Here is an 18,216-nt window from a genome sequence, read left to right as displayed (position 1 = left end):
AGCCCGCTGTTTGAAATATAAACGGCCCTTCGTGCTATACTTCTTCTTATGAACTCTGTTAAACTGAGCGCCTATCATCGCCTCTATGCTTTTCCGGATTACCGGAATATGAAAGCTGCCCTGCCTTATATGCAGCGCGTGGTGCTGGCAAAAGGGCTTGCGGAAGTAGAGGAATCCGAAGCCAGGAGTTTTATGGGGCGCGTTAACGGCAAGGGCTACAAGAATTACCTGGAGCCGATCAGCGGTCAGAACACAAAAAGATCAGCGCTCCAATCCCTCATCACGGCCCTACAGGTGCTCTACAAAAGCAATGGTTTTTCGGCCCGCTATATCGTAGTTGAGCGGGGATAGTGCTCCCTCCTATTCTTCGAATACATCCTACCAAGAATTGCTACTGCCTCAATCGCCAAGCTCGATCCAGACCGGTGCATGATCGCTTGACTTTTCCCACCCGCGAACCTCACGATCGACGCCAGCACCCTTCAGGCGATTTTCCAGCTGTGGGCTCAGCAGCAGATGATCGATGCGCAGCCCGGCATTCCGCCCAAACGCATTCCGGAAATAATCCCAGAAAGTATAAATTACTTCGTTAGGGTATACTTTGCGCAGCGCATCCGTCCAGCCTTGCGCCAGTAGCTTTTGGTAAGCTGCGCGTGTTTCCGGCCGGAACAAGGCGTCGTCGAGCCAGCGCTCCGGTTTGTACACATCCAGTTCCGTAGGCATAACGTTGAAATCTCCGGCGAGCACAACAGGCTTTTCAGAGGCGAGTAGTTCGGCTGCGTGAGCAGTCAATCGATCAAACCAGTGCAACTTGTAATCGAACTTCGGGCCGGGAGCCGGGTTGCCGTTGGGCAGGTACAGGCAGCCTACAAGTATACCGTTGATGCTTGCTTCCAGGTAGCGGCTGTGCGTATCCTCCGGGTCACCGGGAAGCTCGCGGCGTACTTCTTCCGGTTTTACATTGCGGGCAAGTATGGCTACGCCATTCCAGCTTTTTTGCCCGTGCCAGATCGCCTGGTAACCTGCCTCCTCTATGGCTTGCTCCGGAAATTTTTCCTGGGGTGCTTTCAGTTCCTGCAGGCATACAACATCGGGACTTGTTTCCTTAAGCCAGCGCAGCAGCACAGGCAGCCGTGCATTGATTCCGTTCACGTTGTAGGTAGCTATTTTCATGTCGGATTCGATAGTATGATTCGCTGATTTATACTTGAGCTATTGGCAAATTACGTGCAGCTGTGTTAAAACGCTTTTAGAAAGCATTGGTTGATTTATGCTGAAGCTTTTCTTTTAAAGTATGTTTTGCCTTCCGGTAACCTCTTACAAGATAGTGCTCGCCGTCCGGCCATAGTGTCTCCCCTTTTGTTAACCAGGAAATGCCAAATGCTTCCACGGCTATTGTTTCCAGTGTAAAGATGACCGGAAACTCTCCTGCCATGATCTGAAATGGCTCATAGATAAAGTAAATACCCAGCAATAGAACGCATACGATCATCATCCAGCCGCATACTTTGTACACCATGTTTCGTTTGGCTTTAGGGCTCCATTTTCCGGTTGGCTCCTTTAAAAAGAGGGCATCTGATTTGGGAAAATACACCAAGGAGATAAAAGCCAGGGATATAAAGAATACAGCAGCAAAGATCAAATGCCGCTCCAATCCTAGAATGGTTGGTACGGCATCATGTGTAGTATGAATGCTAAAAGAGCTTCTTGCATGCTTGGTTGCTGTCGGGCTGAACGCCACTCCTATTCCGCAGATGGCTGCAAGTGCGGTTAATACCTGCTCTACCCAATTGTATCCCTTGTAAGTGAAGAGAAACACGCCCAGTATACTCAGCAATACAACAAGAACATCGCCATTGCTGGTATAGTAGTAATCGCTGATAGAAGGTTCTATCAGTTTATCATCCAATCCCCTGCTGGTAGTCAGCACCAATGCCAAAGGCAAAAGCATTCCGCTTAACCCGATCAGGTTTCGTAAGGTCATATAAGAATAAACCAGATCATTGTCTGCTTCCTTTTGCCTGTCAGGCTTGTCGTTTATGGCAGATTGTATATTTTCGATCATGTCCATCTCAACGAATTATTGGCCAAACTATTTCTGCTGACAGCTCCACTTTTCCCCTGGATTCTCCTTTACTCTAAACCGGACGAATTGGGTTATAAAGTATAAAGACCATAGCTCAAGCTACAGGAACAATTACCGGTACAGGCAGTATAAATAATTGATACCCTGCACGCTCTAAGCGGATACTGCTGCAGTTTCTAAGTTACTCTCTCATAGAAAATTTTTCTGGCAAAATGGTACTTCCGGTTTATCTCCTGCTTTTGTTTATGCTGGTTTCACATCCCGTGCAGGAGGATGTGTATAAAAAGCAGCGGGAAACGATGGTGCGGGAGCAAATTGCAGGCAGGGGCGTATCCGATAAGGCGGTACTCAATGCCATGCGCACCGTAAAGCGGCACATGTTTGTTCCGCCCGACTTGGCTGCCGAAGCGTACAACGACTCTCCCCTGCCCATTGGGCATGGCCAGACCATTTCACAGCCCTACATTGTTGCCTACATGACGCAGGTGATCCATCCAAAGCCGCAGATGAAAGTGCTGGAAATTGGCACAGGCTCGGGCTACCAGGCGGCGGTGCTGGCCGAGATCGTAAAGGAAGTTTACACCATTGAGATTGTTCCGGAACATGGCAAAGCTGCCGCAGAGCGGCTGAAAAACCTGGGTTATGCTAACGTACAGGTACGGATAGGCGATGGCTACCAGGGCTGGGAAGAGCATGCCCCTTACGATGCCATTGTAGTTACTGCCGGCGCAGAAGCTGTTCCCCCACCCCTTGTGGAACAACTAAAAGATGGCGGAAAAATGGTGATTCCGGTTGGCCCCCAATTTGCCATGCAAACGCTGAAACTCATCGAGAAAAAGAACGGCAAGGTAACTACCCGAAACCTGATGCCGGTGCTGTTTGTGCCGTTTACACGAAGCGAAAAGAAATAAGCCCGTGTTCAGGTAATCCACTAATAAGCTGCATTCTAGGTTAGCCCGGCAAGGTACGAATTGAACAAAATACAGAATTACGTTTGCTTCTTAAGCTAACGCGTGCTTACCTTTGCAGCATCTTTATTAAAAAGATTTATAAAGAAGAGGGAAGAGAGCAGGCTCCGCGAACCTCTAGCAACCAACAGTACAACTGAAAAGGTGCTAACTCCTGCCCAGTTTTGGGATATATAAATTTTACGCATGAACAAGCCGTACACAACACCAGCATTCCTTTCATCAACCATTGCTTCCTTAGCGGCCGCGCCTGCAGCCTGCATGTGTTGTTGTTGCTGTTGTTGTTAACTCCAATATCGGCGGGGTAGCTTTTCAATAATCTTTCCTGATCTGTTACTTAAGGGCTGTATGCTCATGCTTTGGCCTGTGGCTATACAGCAGTTTGCCCGCAGCATTGGTACCTCAACTAATTTCCCTGTTAAATTATACTTCCTGCACCTGCTGTAACAGCGCAGTGCAGAAGCATCATCCGATTTTAAACAATACCAACATGCCCTTATTCTTATACTTCCTGTAGCTCCGGTTTACAGCAGCCTATCTGGCAAATAAGACAGTCTACCAACCTTATAAATACGTGCAGCTGATCCCGGCTGAGCTGCACCACTGTACCGGTAACCATACTTGCATTACCATCAGCCGGGATTAACTATTTATACTTTACACACTTAACATGAATTCTATTCAGAAAACAGGCGGTACTGCGCTGCTGCCTTTTCTTATTTTTGTAATTGTTTTTTTAGGGGCTGGCATCGTCCTGAACGACTTCTATGGCCTGCCTTCGCCGGTTGCCGTACTGCTGGGCATTATTTCGGCCTTCTTTATACTTAAAGGAAGCATAAACGCCAAAGTAGATGCCCTGATACGTGGCTGCGGCGACTCCCAGATCATCACCATGTGCGTTATTTACCTGCTCGCGGGTGCCTTTGCCGTTGTGACCAAAGCAGTTGGCGGCGTGGATGCAACCGTGAACTTGGGCCTCAGCATCATTCCGGTTCAGTACCTGGCGTTTGGTGTGTTCCTGCTGGCCAGCTTTCTATCTACGGCCACCGGCACTTCCGTTGGAGCCATTGTGGCGCTCGGCCCGATCGTGGTGGGGCTGGCCGAGCAAAGTGGCACTCCGCTTCCGCTCATGCTGGGCTCGTTGCTGGGTGGCGCTATGTTCGGCGACAACCTTTCTTTTATCTCAGACACCACCATTGCAGCTACCCAAACGCAGGACTGCAGCATGAAAGATAAATTCCGGGTGAACGTAATGATCGCAGGCCCGGCCGCACTGCTGACCATGCTGCTTTTACTTTTTGCAGGACAGGAAAGCTCCACTGCTGTAGGTACCGTTGCGCCCTCCTTGTCGGATGTTTCTTTCTGGCAGATCGTGCCGTATTTGCTGGTGCTGGTGCTGGCCGTTTCGGGCATGAATGTGTTTGCCGTGCTGGTGCTGGGCACAGTTGCCTCCGGCGTAATTGGCCTGCAGCAAGGCAGCATCGACCTGCTTTTGTTCGGGAAGAAAGTATACGAAGGCTTTACCAGTATGACAGAGATCTTCCTGCTCTCGATGCTGACGGGCGGACTGGCTGAAATGGTGCGCGAGGCAGGTGGCATTCAGTTTCTGCTGAACAAGGTAAATGGTCTTATTCGTGGTTTCCGCTCTTCGCAGCTGGGTATTGGCTTTTTAGTGAGTGGCGTGAACAGCGCTATTGCCAACAACACTGTTTCGATTGTTATGGTGGGGCCGGTGGCAAAAGAGATCAGCCAGCGCTACCACCTGGACAAGCGCAAAGTAGCCGCCATTATCGATATTTTCTCCTGCATTGTGCAGGGCCTGCTGCCTTACGGTGCCCAAATGCTGCTCATGCTGAGCTACACCGAAGGCGATATCTCGTTTGTAGACGTGCTCTCCAAGGCATGGTACCTGTACCTGTTGCTGCTCTTCACCTTACTTGCCATTTACACACCTGTTGTAGATAAGTACCTGGCCCGGAAAGAGCATAGCCTGGAGCCGGAGAAGCAGTTGGTGGGGTGATAGAAACTATAAAGCTAGATAACAAAAAGCCCTGCAGAAGAATATCTGCAGGGCTTTTGTACCTTGAGCCGGACTATAGTAAGTTCTTAACAGCTGCAGATGCTTTAGAATGTGTGTTTCTAGCGTCTATTTCAGCTTGTTTTCGTTGTTTAATAAATGTTAACAAACTTTAAGCGAAGTTTTGCCACCTCTCATTTGTCTGCGTTAAAAACAGCTATGATGTACAGCCGTAGCGGTGAGTAGCCCTGCCTTTGCTGCAGCTTCCAGTAAGGCTCCTGCTTTCCGGATCACTATGGGATAAAACCTTTGTCAGGTATAAAGGCTCATTCCATCACATGCGGGCTATCCTAGTCCAAATCGCTCCAGAAGCGCTTGCTTGTGGTTCTTGCTTACTTTAAGCTCCGTGTTGTTCTGCAGTTTCATAATTAAGCCGCCGTTGAAGTGGTTTTCCAGTTCCGTTACCTTTTGCAGATTCACCAGCGACGATTTATGAATTCTGCAAAACTGCTTTTCTGCCAGCAGCTGCTCCAGGTTTTTAATGCTGTCCCGGATAAGAATGCGTTGTGATTTATAGTGGATGTTTACATAATAGTCTTCCGCCTCAAAGTACCAGATGTCGTTAAGGTCCAGGAGAAGGATCTTGCCGTTGGCTTTTATACTTAGCTTGTTCAGCGCATTAATGGAGGTAACCGGACTAATCAGTTTTTCTTCTTTCTGAGTTGTCTGTTCCTGCAGCAGTTGCCGGATTTTTTCGCTTAAGTCTCCCTGGTTCTTTTGCGCTACTACACTTTTGCACTTGGCAAGGCAGTTGCGGAAGCGATCGTTCGTGAATGGCTTTAGAAGGTAGTCGATGGCGTGGTGCTCAAAAGCGGCAATGGCATATTGATCGTAAGCGGTAACAAAAGCTACGGCAGGAGGAGTCACAGAGAGTGACCGAAGCAGTTCAAAGCCATTAACTTCAGGCATCTGGATATCCAGGAAAAGTATATCGGGTGTTGTGTGCTGCATCAGGTCTATGGCTTCTAAAGCGTTTGCGCAGATACCGATCACCTCTACCTCAGCATCTGCTTGTAGTAGTGCAGCCAAACCTTCGCGAGCGGCCGGCTCATCGTCAACAACTATGGTTTTATACTTGCTCATGAGGCTATACTTATACTTGCCAACACCAAACCGTTTTGCTGCTCTAAGGCAAAATGTGCTTTATCGCCGTAATGCAGTTTTAAGCGTTCCCGTACATTCTGTAACCCAATGCCATTTCCGTTATACACCGTGGTTTCTAATTTACCGGTATTTTTAATACTGATGATTAGATCCTTTTCCAGCTGATGGCTTTCAATTTTAAGAATAGGAGCAGCGTCTAGTGAATTCATCAGGCCATGTTTAAAAGCGTTCTCCAGCAGAGGCTGCAAAATCATACCGGGCACCATTATCTTTTCGGTTTCCGGCTGCACGTCAAATTCAACTTTTAACCGGTCTTTAAAACGCACCAGTTCAATGTCGAGGTAGTGGCGGCAATACTCCAGTTCTGTGTGAAGGGGAATTAGTTGCTTTTCATTTTTATAAAGGCTGACGCGCAGCAGCTCGGCCAGTTTTGCCAGCATGTCGGTAGCTTCTTCGTTTTTGTTGGCCCGCACCATCATCGAAATGGTATTAAATGTGTTGAAGATAAAGTGCGGGTTTAGCTGCATGCGCAGCATCTGCAATTGGGTTTGTACCAGTTGCGACTGCAGTTCGGCATTAAGCTTGGCCTGTCTTTGATTTGCCTGAAGGTTTTCCCAGCCCAGCCAGGCTATAAAGATGACGATTGTTGTAAGCCAGCTGATAAAGTACAGTCTGGAGAAATGGTAAAATCCACCATCCCAGTAGCGCCCTGCCTCAAATGTGGTATCAAAAGATATCATGGATGCCAGCAACCCGTAGCTTACCACACTTACAAAAGCATGAATGGCGGCGGCAGCAATAGTTAATAAAATGTATTTAACCCACTTATTTGGCGCCCCTGCTTTGCTAAGCAATTGCAGGTAAGGTACCGTTATAACACCCCAGACAATGTGAACGGCAATTTTATAGCTGCTATGCTGATACCATACAACTGGAGGAGTTGACGCATGCAGGTCCAGCAGCGTAGTGTATAAAACATACAGAATTCCCACAAAAAGCCAGAACAGCAGGCTGGCAGGCCATTTATACTTGTGTAAGATTTCGCTTTTAACCGGCAGCATACTTTGGTGTATTGTCAATACTATAGGAAAGTTATCAGAAAGTTTTTAAATGGCTAACGACAGTACAAATTTTAGTATCAGTCACTTATATGTGGTGAAATGCGACAGTAAATTCCTGTTTTTAAGGCAGTACTAATAGCAATGCAGTCAATTTATGCAAAGTTGTCATCTCGAACACTCTTGAGGCGCGAGCCGAGAAGAGCCAGCGTAGCTGTGAGAGATCTTATTTGTCTAACTGCTGTATAAGATTCCTCGGCTTCGCTCGGAATGACACATACCAACGATCATCCTTAAGTTGACTGCATTGGGGCTAACAGCTCCGTAACGCAGTGTTTTACTCTTTAAAGGCATCACTAACCGGTCTAAAGCCAGGCCGGTTAGTAAGTTCAATTTCCTGGGCTACAGCTAAGGCTAACGCCATCAATGTGAATACAAACAGGTTTTTCATGGTTTTATGTTGTACTAATGGTTACTGATCACTGTTTACTTATTACTGTTCACTGCTAACTGCTCCCTGTAATTTCTAATTCGACTGGCTGGCTCTGCGTTGTTCCTCTTCCGAAACGGAGCTTCTTCGGCGTAGCGGTTTCAGGTCTTTGTTGCCGAAGTTGTAGGTAAAGTTCAGGCGCACCTGGCGGCTTTCCCAGCGGCTATCCATGTCCATGTTCATGTTCGCGAAGTTTATGGTATTGCTCATCCTGCTGGTTTTAAAGATATCCGTTATACTTAACCGGATGTTCCCACGCTGCTGTAAGACCTGTTTTTGTACGCCCAGATTTACGTTGTAATTAGACTTTACATGATAGGCCCCCATCACCGTAGGAGACTGGTAGAGGGCGCTCAGCTCCATCGATAAAGCATTGGGTAGTTTAAAGGAGTTGCTTGAGTTTACAGTGCCGCTCAACTGCCCGATATCAAGTTTCTCTTCCAGGAACACAGTGTTGAACTTGTTATAGAACACGCTTACGTTGTTGTTGCTCACCCACCAGTTTGTTACTACGATCGGGGCTATCAGGCTCAGGTTATAATTGTAGTAGTCTTTGAAATTTTCTTTAGAGGCATAGCCTATCCCTGTTTTATCATCCTGGTGGGTAATGGTTGTAAAGAAGTCTTTTGTATGGCTGTAGCCCAGGGTTAAAGTATAGCTGCTGTTATAATTACCCGACAACTGTATGGTATTGGTAAACTGCGGCTGCAGGTATGGGGTGCCCTTCACATACGTATAAGGGTCCATAAAGAAGATGAACGGGAACAGGTCGCGGTACACTGGGCGATCTACTCGGCGGCTGTACGATAAGCCAATGCTATACTTGTCGCTTAGTTGCTGCCTTACCGAAATGCTCGGAAAAAACTGCAGGTAGTCTTTTTTGTCTGTGACCTCCGCTCTTTCAGATTCTCCTTCTGCCATAGTATGCTCGGCGCGTAAGCCTGCCTGTATGCTGAACGTGTGGATCTGTTTTGAAAAGTTTAAATAGGCTGCACTGATGTTTTCTGTATAAAGGAAATCGTTGGTCCTGGTCTCGTCGGTTCTCCAAACGTTATCATGCAGTTCTTCATACAAAATGTCGGTTTTGGTTTTTACATGGCTCATTTTTACACCGGTTTCCAGTTGTGTGCCCTGGCCAAGCGGCAATGCATAATCAGTTTTAAATACAAGTATGGAAATATCGGCAGGCACGTCGCTTCTCAGGGTCTGGCTGTAAGTTGGTTTTGCCGGGTTCGCGAAAGTAAAGTCCGTGGTAATGTTATCGTTCTGCTGAAAATCGAAACCTGAGTAATCTACATCAGCGGTTATCTCATGACCTTTCTGAGCAAAACTGTGCTTGTAGTTAGCGTTTAGCGTGTAGTTAAACCATTCCGTGTCGATGTGGTTTTTCAGTCGCAAAGCGGAGTCAGGCGCGGCAGTCGGGTTACTTCTGAAGTCTGTGGTATTTCTGGGATCTACCTCCATGATGTAGTTACTGCCATTGAAAAGTATGCCCAGCTGATCGTTTTTGCTTAAAGTAAAGTCTGCCCCGGCCTGGTAAGTATGGCTATGTGAAAATGAAGGTCTGTAGTTAAACTGATCGAAAAAAGTGGTTTTGCCCTCATGCGTTACACTTCTTTTCAGATCAAGGGTTGTAAAGCGTTTATTATACAGGTAGTTATAGTTTCCGAAGAGGTTAAAGTTATCGCCCCGGGTATTTAGGTTGATGCCTGCATTGGCTTTGCCATACTTGCCGTAGCCTGTGCCAGCCGTTATACTTCCGTTGGTGCCATCGGCCAGTCCTTTTTTAAGCCTGATGTTGATGATACCTGCATTGCCGGCGGCATCATACTTTGCAGAAGCATGCGTGATAAGCTCCACTTTTTCCATGGTGTTGGCACTCATGTTGCGGAGCAGGTTTGCCACCTCGGCTGCGGGTAAGTTTGTCTGTTTCCCGTTAATGGTTACCAATATGCCTGTTTTCCCGTTCAGGGTAATGCCGCCATCCTGATCTATACTTACACCCGGGAGCTTCTCCAGTACCTCCAGTCCGTTGCCTCCGCTTGCCGTTATACTCTGGGCTACATCCAGCACCAGCTTGTCTTCCTGTACTTCCAGCAATGGCTTTTGCCCCTGCACCGTTACCTCAGCCAACTGGTTTACAGTTGGTGTAAGCATGATAGGTTCAATAGTAACTGGCTGCCCTGTTACCGTTATACTTTGGCTGAATGCCTGCTGATACCCCAGTTGCTTAACAGCGATCATGTAAGTGCCAGCCTTAACGGAGGTGAAATGGAATCTGCCTGACTCATCCGCTAGCGTGCTTATAACGGCAGCGGAATCCTTTGCCTGCAAAAGTATAACATTCGCATACTCTATGGCCTTGCCTTCTGCACTTACCACGCTTCCATGTATAGCAGGTGCCTGTTGCGCCTGTGCCTGCACCAACTGCAGCAGCACAAGCAGGACGATAGTGGTTACTCGTTTTTTCATAGTTTATCAGTTTTAGGAATGGTGGTGTTCGGTTATGATAGAACCTGTGCAAAGATGCTTTGCCTGCAGCGGGAGGACAACGGAAATGATGTGAGATGCCTGATAATTGCTGTGCTTGTGCGGAATGATGCAGTGTAGGAGAGTGGCAGGTAGAGGCTCTGAGAAGTCGCTGCTGGAAATCAGAGGTGTAAGGGACGAATTTAGTTACAAGTAACTGCCTAATATGGAACAGCCACATTGGGCAAGATCAGTAATAGTAAATTAAATAGATTACTTTCTCTATTATCCTAGTTGTGATGAGTATTCAGCTATACTTGAGATAGCCGAGTTTTAATTAGAAGAACCGGGTAAAACCGGTTTTTTTATTTAAAATAGATATATAGTAATATTATAAATATATTGCTACCCTAATCTTCATTTAATAATCTTTCATGAGCCTTATCACATCCTTGTTATTACCAATGCAAAGTAGATACTATAAGTTGGCTATACTTATAGTTATCTCAAGTTTTGCAGTAGGTTTGTTGTTGTCATTTGTTTTAAGAGAAATAGAACAGAAGGATATAACCAATAGTAAGTTAGACATTGAGAAAAGCAGGATTACACAAATTGATAAGCAGCTCTCCTCACTATATAGTAAGACATACACTGATAGTACTTCCTTAAATAGCCCAGAGCGCGCAAAGGTTTTAGAGCAAATTGAGTTTCTAAAGCGTCAAAGGGATGAAGCAACACAGTATTTAGATGAACTGAATCAAAAACCCAGTACGGAACTTCTGATATTTGTAACTATCGCTGGAGCAATAAGTGTTATCATAATAACATTTTTCACTTCATCACTTAGGTATCCATCTACTACGTCAAATGCAATTCAAAACTATTTAAGGATTAGAGAAGGGGATCAAAGAAAAAGCATAGGTTTTATTAATTGGATCACTACCAACGAGATAGCAGAAAAGAACTTAAGTGGTCTTGACATTAAACGAGCCAAGATACTTAAACAAGTGTATGATTTATCTGCTCCTCTTCAAGATAAAAGAGATGAATTTTTAAATTTAGTAATAGAGTATACAGATTTAAAAAGGAATGAAGAAGATGTTAGAAATGACCGATTTAGTACAATAATCAATTCCTTTTCAGATTCCCAAGAAAGACTTAAAGAAGAAACTAGTAGACTGAATCGTCAGGCAATTATTAATTTACTTTTATGTTTCTTAATAGCCTTTATAATGATTGGAATTATTTCCTACACATCATTCTTTTCTACAGATTTTAAAAACGTAAATGACTGGAATGATTTTACAGTAAGGCTCGTCCCTAAAATGGTGTCAATATTGAGCCTATTAACAATATTCTTGTATTTCATAAGAATGTACAAGACAAACATAATAGATGTCAAGTATTATCAAAATGAATTAACAAATATTGATCTCAAACTAATTGCTACAAAAGCTGCATTGATAAATGATGATAAAGAAACAATAAATAAGCTTGTAAATGACTTGACTATCTCAGAGAGAAACATGATTATTTCCAAAGATCAATCTACATCTGATTTAGAGAGGATAAAATTGGAGAATGATGTTAATAAAGATCTGTTAAATAAAATCATAGATTCTCTTTCCATATCTAGAAATGGAAAGTGAGAATTGTATCCTTAGAGCGGTAATACAAATTATATAGCAATTATATTAACGAGGGAATATTTCTATTAGCTTAGATTCTCTCTTTGTAAAAAATAACAAGTAATGAAAAACAGAACAAGACTTATTATTGGACTTCTAGTGATTTGGAATGTTATACTCACAATGTATATGTTTGAAATCTTTGAACGTTCTTCAGGAACCGAAAATAAGGTTCGAAATATATACAACAAAGCTACTACTATCTCTTATGATGAATTAACTGAGCCCGGATCAAGATGGGGATTTCACGGAAGAGATATGGATGATCAATAATAACATATCACTTAATAGCTTAAATTCCGTCCCCTATACCGTCCCCCAAAACAAAAAGCCCTGTAAGCAATTAACTTACAGGGCTTTTCATGTGCACTTGTACCTTGGGCCGGAGTCGAACCGGCACGAGTGTAACCTCACAGGTGTTTGAGACCAGCGCGTCTACCAATTCCGCCACCAAGGCATTACTTTTTTCCTGATCATCTATCAGGAACGGGTTGCAAACTTAGATAAAGTTTCCTGAATACGCAACAAATATTTTTTCTTCAGATAGTAAGTTTTTACCTCGTCCAGGGCCTCTTCTTTGGTAAAACCATGAACCTCAGGGTAGCGCTGCAAAACCGGCAAAATATCGTTTTCCAGTTGTGCCATAATGCCCGTGCTCTTCTCTCCTATCTCGTGCAGTTTGGCTGCGTCAAAGTCGAATTCCAGCTCCATCAGCTCCTCATTAATTTCCATCATCTCCATCAGGAAATCAGATGGCAGTTCGTTCTTGCCCTCCTCCAGTTTGCCGTGTTCTTTCAGGATGTACTGCATGCGCAGGTCCGGATCGCTGAGGGTGCGGTACGCGTTGGTGTTGAGCGTTGAAAGCTGCAGGATCTCCTGCTGTTTTTCCGGCGTATCGTTGGCGTAAAAGTCCGGGTGATACTCGCGGCTCAGCTGGTAGTACTTGTTCTTGATCGCTTTCTCATCCACCAGAAAGCTTTCCGGTATATTATAAAACTCGAAGTAATTCATAGGTACAGTTAGCAGTAAGCAGTTAATAGTTATCTCAGTAACCAATAATCATTAAACAGTTATCAGTTCTGATGTAAATGGTATACTTAGCAAAAGTACAGGAAAAGCTGTAGTAATGTTTAAAACTACTGCAAATGCTGTCTTTATACTTGTTTACTGCTTACTGCTAATTGCTTCCTGTTAACTGTTCAAATGTTAACTGACACATTCGACCATGCCTGCGGCTTGTCAGCAAAAAGCGCTTTGGTTGCTTTCCATACCTGGCCGAACAGCTCCGAGTCGCGGTAGTTGTTCAGGTGCTCTTCGGAGTCCCAGAGGCTGTAGGTGCTGTACACATTCGGGTGGTTCAGGTCCTGGAGCAGCTCCACATGGTTGCAGCCTTCAAACGCCCTGATCTTGTCTTTCGAAGTACGGAATATCTCCAGGAACTCCCCTGTCTTCTCCGGCTGAAATGTCATCCGGACGATGCGAATTAGCATAAGTTTTTAATTTGAAGATTTGGAAATTTAAAGATGTGAAGATGGACAATATTTGTCAGGAAATTGAGAAGATGATACGATTGTTCTTATAACACATTCCTTTGCGAACTCAGCACACTAAGTCCCAGCTTCAATTTCAAATCTTCAAATTTACAAATCTTCAAATTACCTCAGCCTCCCGGGTAAAAGCGCACGTCTATCTGGGAGTCGAAGCCGAGGCCGAGCAGCTCAGAGGCATTGCCCTTGTTGATGCCCACGCAAAGCTGGCCCAGGCTGTTGTATATGCAGCAGCAATCGCCGTCGTCTACCTGGTTGTAGTTTGGGTTGATGCGGCTCAGCGTCTCCCGGCCAAAATGAATGGTGAAGGTGCGTCCGTGCGCGATGGTTTCAACGCAGTCGCGGGTGATGTTGGTGATCAGGTTACCATAACGATCTACGTGTATCACATGCCCTGTTACGGAGTGATCGTTGAGGCGGAGCTGCCGGTTCAGCAACTGGCGCATGTCCTGTGTTGGTTCGCCCAGCACTTCCAGGTCGCCGCCTTTTGCCAGAAAGACCGCCGCCTGCGCGAGCAGGTCCTTGGCCGGAAAAGGCATGAGCTGGTTATCGGAGTGGATCTCAACAACTTTGTCGGGGTTTCCGTCGGTGAGCAGTGAGAGCAACCCGTTGTCGGGCAATAAAAAATAGTGCCCTTTATACTTTGCAGCATGATATTTGCCCTTCCTGCTACCGTGGGTGTCCACGGCCACCAGGTGTACGGTTCCTTCCGGAAAGTCCTGAAAAACAGAACCGAGAACGTATTCTGCCTGCGGGATGTTGTAAGGTTCAACAGCATGGGAAATATCCACGATGATCGCTTGGAGGTCCTGCGATAGTATTTTGGCCTTCACGGCCGCCACATAGTGGTCGGTGTAACCAAAATCGGAGGTAAAGGTAATTACAGCCATAGAACTATAATTTGAGTAGATTTGTCATCTATATGAAACAAATTTAGTTAAATTCAAGAATATATTACCAACAGACTATATACAAGATAAGCATTTGGTAGAGAAAGTAATAACATTAGAGAACATATCTCTGATTGATTTTCTGGGGACAGAGAATCAGAACATAAAGCAACTGGCAGCCGCTTTTCCAAGCAGCAAAATCATATCCAGAGGTAACGAGATAAAGATACAAGGGCAGACGCCTGAGATCACTAAAATACACGAAATCCTGTCTTCGCTGATCGACCATTACCATAAGTTCGGTAAGATTACGCATAACAGCGTAAACAGATACCTTTCTGCCGATTCTTTTACAGATGAGGAGGTAATTGTTACGTCGCCGGACGTGTTGCTGTATGGCAGCAAGGGTGGTGTGATAAAGGCCAAGACGCCAAACCAGCAAAAACTGGTGGATGCCGTGGAAAAGAACGATCTGGTGTTTGCACTGGGGCCAGCCGGTACCGGTAAAACCTATATCTCGGTGGCGCTTGCTGTGCGTGCACTCAAGAACAAAGAGGTAAAGAAGATCATCATCTCCAGACCTGTGGTGGAGGCCGGCGAGAGCCTGGGTTTCCTGCCCGGTGATATGAAGGAGAAGGTGGACCCGTATCTGCGCCCGATCTACGATGCCCTCGAAGATATGATCCCGGTGGAAAAGCTCAAGTACTACCAGGAAAACAAGATCATCGAGATCGCGCCGCTGGCTTACATGCGTGGCCGTACCCTGAGCAACGCGTTTGTATTGCTCGATGAGGCCCAGAACACGACACCGGCCCAGATCAAGATGTTCCTGACACGTATGGGACCTACTTCGAAGGTAATGGTGAACGGCGACCGCTCTCAGGTTGACCTGCCGCGCAGTCAGCGTTCCGGTTTATCAGAGGCACTGCACATCCTACGTGATGTAAAAGGCATTGGCTTTGTAGAGATGAGCGCTGATGACGTGGTGCGTCACCGCCTGGTGAAAGACATCGTGGCAGCCTATACCAAAGTAGAGGACGAGCGCCGCGCTGCCAAACTCGAAGCCGCAGCTGCTGAAGAGGACCTTGCAGACCGCCCGGAGAAGAAAAGAGTGAACGGACGTAAAGTAAAAGAAGTATAAATTCAGATTAAAAGCTGAACTCAAGTATAAAGGGATAAGGTCTGTTGGCCTTATCCCTTTACTTATGCTAAGGCTTTGTGTTTAACATGATTGAGCTTACCAGAGTTAAGAATGAGCAGGACCTGCAGGCAGCTTTTGCCATACGGTCTAAAGTATTTGTAGAGGAACAGAACGTACCCCGCGACGCCGAGTACGACCAGTATGAGCCAACTGCCAGCCACTACCTGGCTACTTGCGAGGGCACGCCCTGCGGAGCCGCCCGCTGGCGCACCACAGAGCATGGCGTAAAGCTGGAGCGCTTTGCCGTGCTATCGGAATACCGCAACCGAAACGTAGGCGGTGAGATTCTGAAAGCAGTATTACAGGATGTGCAGGCTGCGCACCCCGACAAGAAAATATATCTGCATGCCCAGTTGCCGGCTGTTAACTTTTATAAGCGTCACGGCTTCGCTACAGAAGGCGATATGTTCAGCGAGTGCGATATCCAGCACTATAAAATGTACTTCGTAGGCTGATGTTACGGTGGGCGCCTTATCCGTTCGTCCGCGTTACGCTTAGCTTTATAGCAGGTATCCTGCTGTACATTTTTTCAGGCAGAGACCTCCCCTATACTTTGGAGGTCTTTGCCTTTTTTGTTGCTGCCTACCTGGTAGCAGTTATACTTTCGTGGCGGCTCAAATCGGCTATCGTAACGGCGGCAGCCGGCATACTTGCCCTGCTGTGCTTTGCTGCGGGCGGCGCCTGGTTTACGAACCTAAACACGGAGTCACACCAACCAAATCATCTCAGCAAATTACCTTCAGCAGCCACTTATTACACCGGAGTTGTAGATGATTATGTAATGCAGAAGCCGGGCTACCAGAGTACCGTGCTGTCTGTAGAACAGCTACTGGTTGATGGGGAATGGAAAAGCGCAAGTGGCAAGGTACAGCTCTCCATTCCCCACGACTCTGATAAGGAGTATGAAGTTGGTTACGGCGACAGGTTGCTGATAAAAGGCGCACCTCAACCTGTTACGCCTGCACTCAATCCGAACCAGTTCGACTACAGGGCTTACCTGGCTAACAAGCAAGTATACCACCGCCACTACCTGCAGTCGCACCAGTACCTGAAGGTTGGCTCCGCCCCTCCTAATCCCATTTTATACTTCAGCATACACCTTCGCAGAAAACTGGACAGCCTGCTCAAGGAGCATATAGCAGAACGTCGTGAGTATGGGATCTCGTCGGCACTTATACTTGGCGTGAAAGATGAGTTGGACAACGAGATTCTGAAAGTATACAACAACACCGGCACCACCCATGTGCTGGCTGTCTCGGGTTTACACGTTGCCCTGATCTATGGTGTGCTGATGCTGGCGCTTGTCCATGTTAACCGTACCCGCAAACAACGGATTGCAGTAGCCGTTGCCTTGATCAGTTTTTTATGGCTGTATGCATTTGTTACCGGGCTTTCGCCTTCTGTGTTAAGAGCAGTAGTTATGTTCAGCCTGGTGACGGTGGCACGGGCCATAAGCCGGCAGTCCAACATCTACAACACGCTGGCCGTTGCAGCATTTTTCCTCTTGCTCTACAACCCTTATTACCTGCTGGATGTTGGCTTCCAGCTTTCCTTCCTGGCGGTCTTAGGCATTGTTTACCTGCAGCCTTTGCTCTACAAGACACTTGAGTTCGATAACCGGCTGCTCGACAAAGTATGGGTGCTTTTCACTGTTTCGGTCGCGGCACAACTCATAACGTTTCCGTTGGGCTTGCTGTACTTCCATCAGTTTCCGGTTTACTTCTGGCTGGCAAACCTGGTGGTAGTGCCGGTATCGACAGGCGTGCTTTATACAGGTATGGCTGCGCTGGCTTTCAGCTGGGTACCATTCTTATCTTTTCTGTTATTCCAGCTTCATTTCTGGACCATCTGGTTCATGAATGAATTTACGATACGGGTTCACCAACTCCCTCAGGCACTGATCCAAGGCATAGACATCAGTGCGGGCCAAGCCTGGATGTTGTACGCCCTGATGCTGTGCTTTATACTTTTCCTGGTGCTGCGGCGTCTGCCATACTTAGTGTTAGCTACAGGTATAGTAGCCATACTTGCGGTGCAGGAAATAAGGGAAGGTATGCAACAGCAACAACAGCGCGCCCTTACGATTTATAGTTTGCGAGGCACTTCCGCCCTTAGTCTTGTGCGAGGCCAGGATGCCATTGTTTTAGCTGACAAGGGGCTGGAGTTGGATGAGCGCAACTATACGTTTAACATGCAGCCGCACCTGTGGCACAAAGGGATAGAGCAGCCGGCGTTTGCTACTTTTTCAGCTGCAAACTTGCCTTCGGGTATTTCGCACGCGCTGCTACCAGACAGCAACAGCCTGTATGTATGGCAGGGGCAGAAACTGCTGGTTATTTCCAGACCACTGAAAGTACAGCCTAAGGCAGCCCTAAGTATAGATTATGTGCTGCTGACAAACAGTGCTCGTGTAAATCCGGAGGACCTACTTCCCTTTTCCTTTAAGCACCTTATACTTGACGCCTCCAACAAGCCCTGGTACCTGCAGCGTATGCGCCAGCAGTTAACCACAACCGGCATTCCTTTCTATGATGTGACGGAGAAGGGAGCTTTTGTGGTGGAGGTGGAGTGAGGGTTCAGTTCTGAATCGATACAATCAAGTATAAATTACCATTCCCAACAAAATATCACCTCTCTT

At 46.4% G+C, this 18,216-nt stretch carries 16 protein-coding genes, 1 tRNA gene and 1 riboswitch; of the genes, 8 read left to right on the top strand and 9 right to left on the bottom strand.

Annotated elements, in window-relative coordinates:
• Nucleotides 1–48 precede the first annotated feature (48 nt).
• Nucleotides 49–351 (top strand): hypothetical protein, encoded by a 303-nt coding sequence (locus MJ611_RS12145; protein WP_250430084.1) that lies wholly within the window; start codon nucleotides 49–51, stop codon nucleotides 349–351.
• Nucleotides 352–399: 48 nt separating this feature from the next.
• Here MJ611_RS12145 and xth read toward each other — a convergent pair whose 3' ends face one another.
• Nucleotides 400–1,173, bottom strand: a complete 774-nt coding sequence (gene xth / locus MJ611_RS12140) for an exodeoxyribonuclease III (protein WP_250430083.1) — start codon at nucleotides 1,171–1,173, stop codon at nucleotides 400–402.
• A 76-nt stretch (nucleotides 1,174–1,249) separates the two neighbouring features.
• Nucleotides 1,250–2,065, bottom strand: a complete 816-nt coding sequence (locus MJ611_RS12135; protein WP_250430082.1) for a hypothetical protein — start codon at nucleotides 2,063–2,065, stop codon at nucleotides 1,250–1,252.
• Between the two features lie 266 nt (nucleotides 2,066–2,331).
• On the opposite strand from MJ611_RS12135, the gene MJ611_RS12130 reads away from it, so the two are divergent.
• Together MJ611_RS12130 and MJ611_RS12125 are read left to right on the top strand one after the other, a co-directional pair.
• Nucleotides 2,332–2,997 (top strand): protein-L-isoaspartate(D-aspartate) O-methyltransferase, encoded by a 666-nt coding sequence (locus MJ611_RS12130; protein WP_250430081.1) that lies wholly within the window; start codon nucleotides 2,332–2,334, stop codon nucleotides 2,995–2,997.
• A gap of 133 nt (nucleotides 2,998–3,130) precedes the next feature.
• A riboswitch (SAM riboswitch) is annotated at nucleotides 3,131–3,234 on the top strand.
• A 490-nt stretch (nucleotides 3,235–3,724) separates the two neighbouring features.
• Nucleotides 3,725–5,074 carry a Na+/H+ antiporter NhaC family protein gene (locus MJ611_RS12125; protein ID WP_250430080.1) on the top strand — a complete coding sequence of 450 codons (1,350 nt, stop codon included), beginning with the start codon at nucleotides 3,725–3,727 and terminating at the stop codon, nucleotides 5,072–5,074.
• A gap of 342 nt (nucleotides 5,075–5,416) precedes the next feature.
• On the opposite strand, the gene MJ611_RS12120 is transcribed toward MJ611_RS12125, so the two are convergent.
• The 3 genes from MJ611_RS12120 to MJ611_RS12110 form a co-directional block, all read right to left on the bottom strand.
• Nucleotides 5,417–6,214: a LytR/AlgR family response regulator transcription factor gene (locus MJ611_RS12120; protein WP_250430079.1), complete on the bottom strand. Its 798-nt coding sequence runs from the start codon at nucleotides 6,212–6,214 to the stop codon at nucleotides 5,417–5,419.
• Entirely contained in the window at nucleotides 6,211–7,296 is a 1,086-nt protein-coding gene (locus tag MJ611_RS12115; RefSeq protein ID WP_250430078.1) for a sensor histidine kinase, read from the bottom strand. Before MJ611_RS12115 ends, MJ611_RS12120 begins: the two co-directional genes overlap by 4 nt.
• Nucleotides 7,297–7,819: 523 nt before the next feature.
• Entirely contained in the window at nucleotides 7,820–10,255 is a 2,436-nt protein-coding gene (locus MJ611_RS12110; RefSeq protein WP_250430077.1) for an outer membrane beta-barrel protein, read from the bottom strand.
• Between the two features lie 431 nt (nucleotides 10,256–10,686).
• On the opposite strand from MJ611_RS12110, the gene MJ611_RS12105 reads away from it, so the two are divergent.
• Both MJ611_RS12105 and MJ611_RS12100 read left to right on the top strand, forming a co-directional pair.
• The gene (locus MJ611_RS12105) at nucleotides 10,687–11,901 is read left to right on the top strand and encodes a hypothetical protein (protein WP_250430076.1); all 1,215 of its coding nucleotides are present in this window, start codon (nucleotides 10,687–10,689) and stop codon (nucleotides 11,899–11,901) included.
• A gap of 102 nt (nucleotides 11,902–12,003) precedes the next feature.
• Nucleotides 12,004–12,213, top strand: a complete 210-nt coding sequence (locus tag MJ611_RS12100; protein ID WP_250430075.1) for a hypothetical protein — start codon at nucleotides 12,004–12,006, stop codon at nucleotides 12,211–12,213.
• Between the two features lie 100 nt (nucleotides 12,214–12,313).
• On the opposite strand, the gene MJ611_RS12095 is transcribed toward MJ611_RS12100, so the two are convergent.
• From MJ611_RS12095 to MJ611_RS12080, 4 genes are all read right to left on the bottom strand, one after another.
• Nucleotides 12,314–12,397 (bottom strand) — tRNA-Leu (locus tag MJ611_RS12095).
• Nucleotides 12,398–12,420: 23 nt separating this feature from the next.
• Nucleotides 12,421–12,951, bottom strand: a complete 531-nt coding sequence (hscB, locus tag MJ611_RS12090) for a Fe-S protein assembly co-chaperone HscB (protein WP_250430074.1) — start codon at nucleotides 12,949–12,951, stop codon at nucleotides 12,421–12,423.
• Between the two features lie 188 nt (nucleotides 12,952–13,139).
• Nucleotides 13,140–13,430, bottom strand: a complete 291-nt coding sequence (locus MJ611_RS12085) for a putative quinol monooxygenase (protein ID WP_250430073.1) — start codon at nucleotides 13,428–13,430, stop codon at nucleotides 13,140–13,142.
• 170 nt (nucleotides 13,431–13,600) lie between these two features.
• Complete coding sequence (locus MJ611_RS12080; protein ID WP_250430072.1) at nucleotides 13,601–14,377, bottom strand: SAM hydrolase/SAM-dependent halogenase family protein; 777 nt, start codon at nucleotides 14,375–14,377, stop codon at nucleotides 13,601–13,603.
• A 94-nt stretch (nucleotides 14,378–14,471) separates the two neighbouring features.
• On the opposite strand from MJ611_RS12080, the gene MJ611_RS12075 reads away from it, so the two are divergent.
• The 3 genes from MJ611_RS12075 (at nucleotide 14,472) to MJ611_RS12065 (ending at nucleotide 18,150) form a co-directional block, all read left to right on the top strand.
• The gene (locus tag MJ611_RS12075; protein ID WP_250430071.1) at nucleotides 14,472–15,518 is read left to right on the top strand and encodes a PhoH family protein; all 1,047 of its coding nucleotides are present in this window, start codon (nucleotides 14,472–14,474) and stop codon (nucleotides 15,516–15,518) included.
• 86 nt (nucleotides 15,519–15,604) lie between these two features.
• Complete coding sequence (locus tag MJ611_RS12070; protein ID WP_250430070.1) at nucleotides 15,605–16,033, top strand: GNAT family N-acetyltransferase; 429 nt, start codon at nucleotides 15,605–15,607, stop codon at nucleotides 16,031–16,033.
• Nucleotides 16,033–18,150 carry a ComEC/Rec2 family competence protein gene (locus MJ611_RS12065; protein WP_250430069.1) on the top strand — a complete coding sequence of 706 codons (2,118 nt, stop codon included), beginning with the start codon at nucleotides 16,033–16,035 and terminating at the stop codon, nucleotides 18,148–18,150. Before MJ611_RS12070 ends, MJ611_RS12065 begins: the two co-directional genes overlap by 1 nt.
• Nucleotides 18,151–18,216: the final 66 nt, after the last annotated feature.

Origin of the sequence: Pontibacter ruber, from assembly GCF_023630205.1 — a bacterium.
GTDB classification, from domain to species: Bacteria; Bacteroidota; Bacteroidia; order Cytophagales; family Hymenobacteraceae; genus Pontibacter; species Pontibacter ruber.
This window is presented reverse-complemented; position numbering and strand designations above follow the sequence as displayed.

What these genes read in the sequence shown, in the direction of transcription:
- MJ611_RS12065 (WP_250430069.1), top strand. Translation starts at nt 16,033, where the DNA reads ATGTTACGGTGGGCGCCTTATCCGTTCGTCCGCGTTACGCTTAGCTTT.
- MJ611_RS12080 (WP_250430072.1), bottom strand. Translation starts at nt 14,377, where the DNA reads ATGGCTGTAATTACCTTTACCTCCGATTTTGGTTACACCGACCACTAT.
- MJ611_RS12135 (WP_250430082.1), bottom strand. Translation starts at nt 2,065, where the DNA reads ATGATCGAAAATATACAATCTGCCATAAACGACAAGCCTGACAGGCAA.
- MJ611_RS12100 (WP_250430075.1), top strand. Translation starts at nt 12,004, where the DNA reads ATGAAAAACAGAACAAGACTTATTATTGGACTTCTAGTGATTTGGAAT.
- MJ611_RS12115 (WP_250430078.1), bottom strand. Translation starts at nt 7,296, where the DNA reads ATGCTGCCGGTTAAAAGCGAAATCTTACACAAGTATAAATGGCCTGCC.
- xth (WP_250430083.1), bottom strand. Translation starts at nt 1,173, where the DNA reads ATGAAAATAGCTACCTACAACGTGAACGGAATCAATGCACGGCTGCCT.
- MJ611_RS12110 (WP_250430077.1), bottom strand. Translation starts at nt 10,255, where the DNA reads ATGAAAAAACGAGTAACCACTATCGTCCTGCTTGTGCTGCTGCAGTTG.
- MJ611_RS12070 (WP_250430070.1), top strand. Translation starts at nt 15,605, where the DNA reads ATGATTGAGCTTACCAGAGTTAAGAATGAGCAGGACCTGCAGGCAGCT.
- MJ611_RS12120 (WP_250430079.1), bottom strand. Translation starts at nt 6,214, where the DNA reads ATGAGCAAGTATAAAACCATAGTTGTTGACGATGAGCCGGCCGCTCGC.
- MJ611_RS12125 (WP_250430080.1), top strand. Translation starts at nt 3,725, where the DNA reads ATGAATTCTATTCAGAAAACAGGCGGTACTGCGCTGCTGCCTTTTCTT.
- MJ611_RS12085 (WP_250430073.1), bottom strand. Translation starts at nt 13,430, where the DNA reads ATGCTAATTCGCATCGTCCGGATGACATTTCAGCCGGAGAAGACAGGG.
- MJ611_RS12145 (WP_250430084.1), top strand. Translation starts at nt 49, where the DNA reads ATGAACTCTGTTAAACTGAGCGCCTATCATCGCCTCTATGCTTTTCCG.
- MJ611_RS12105 (WP_250430076.1), top strand. Translation starts at nt 10,687, where the DNA reads ATGAGCCTTATCACATCCTTGTTATTACCAATGCAAAGTAGATACTAT.
- MJ611_RS12130 (WP_250430081.1), top strand. Translation starts at nt 2,332, where the DNA reads ATGCTGGTTTCACATCCCGTGCAGGAGGATGTGTATAAAAAGCAGCGG.
- hscB (WP_250430074.1), bottom strand. Translation starts at nt 12,951, where the DNA reads ATGAATTACTTCGAGTTTTATAATATACCGGAAAGCTTTCTGGTGGAT.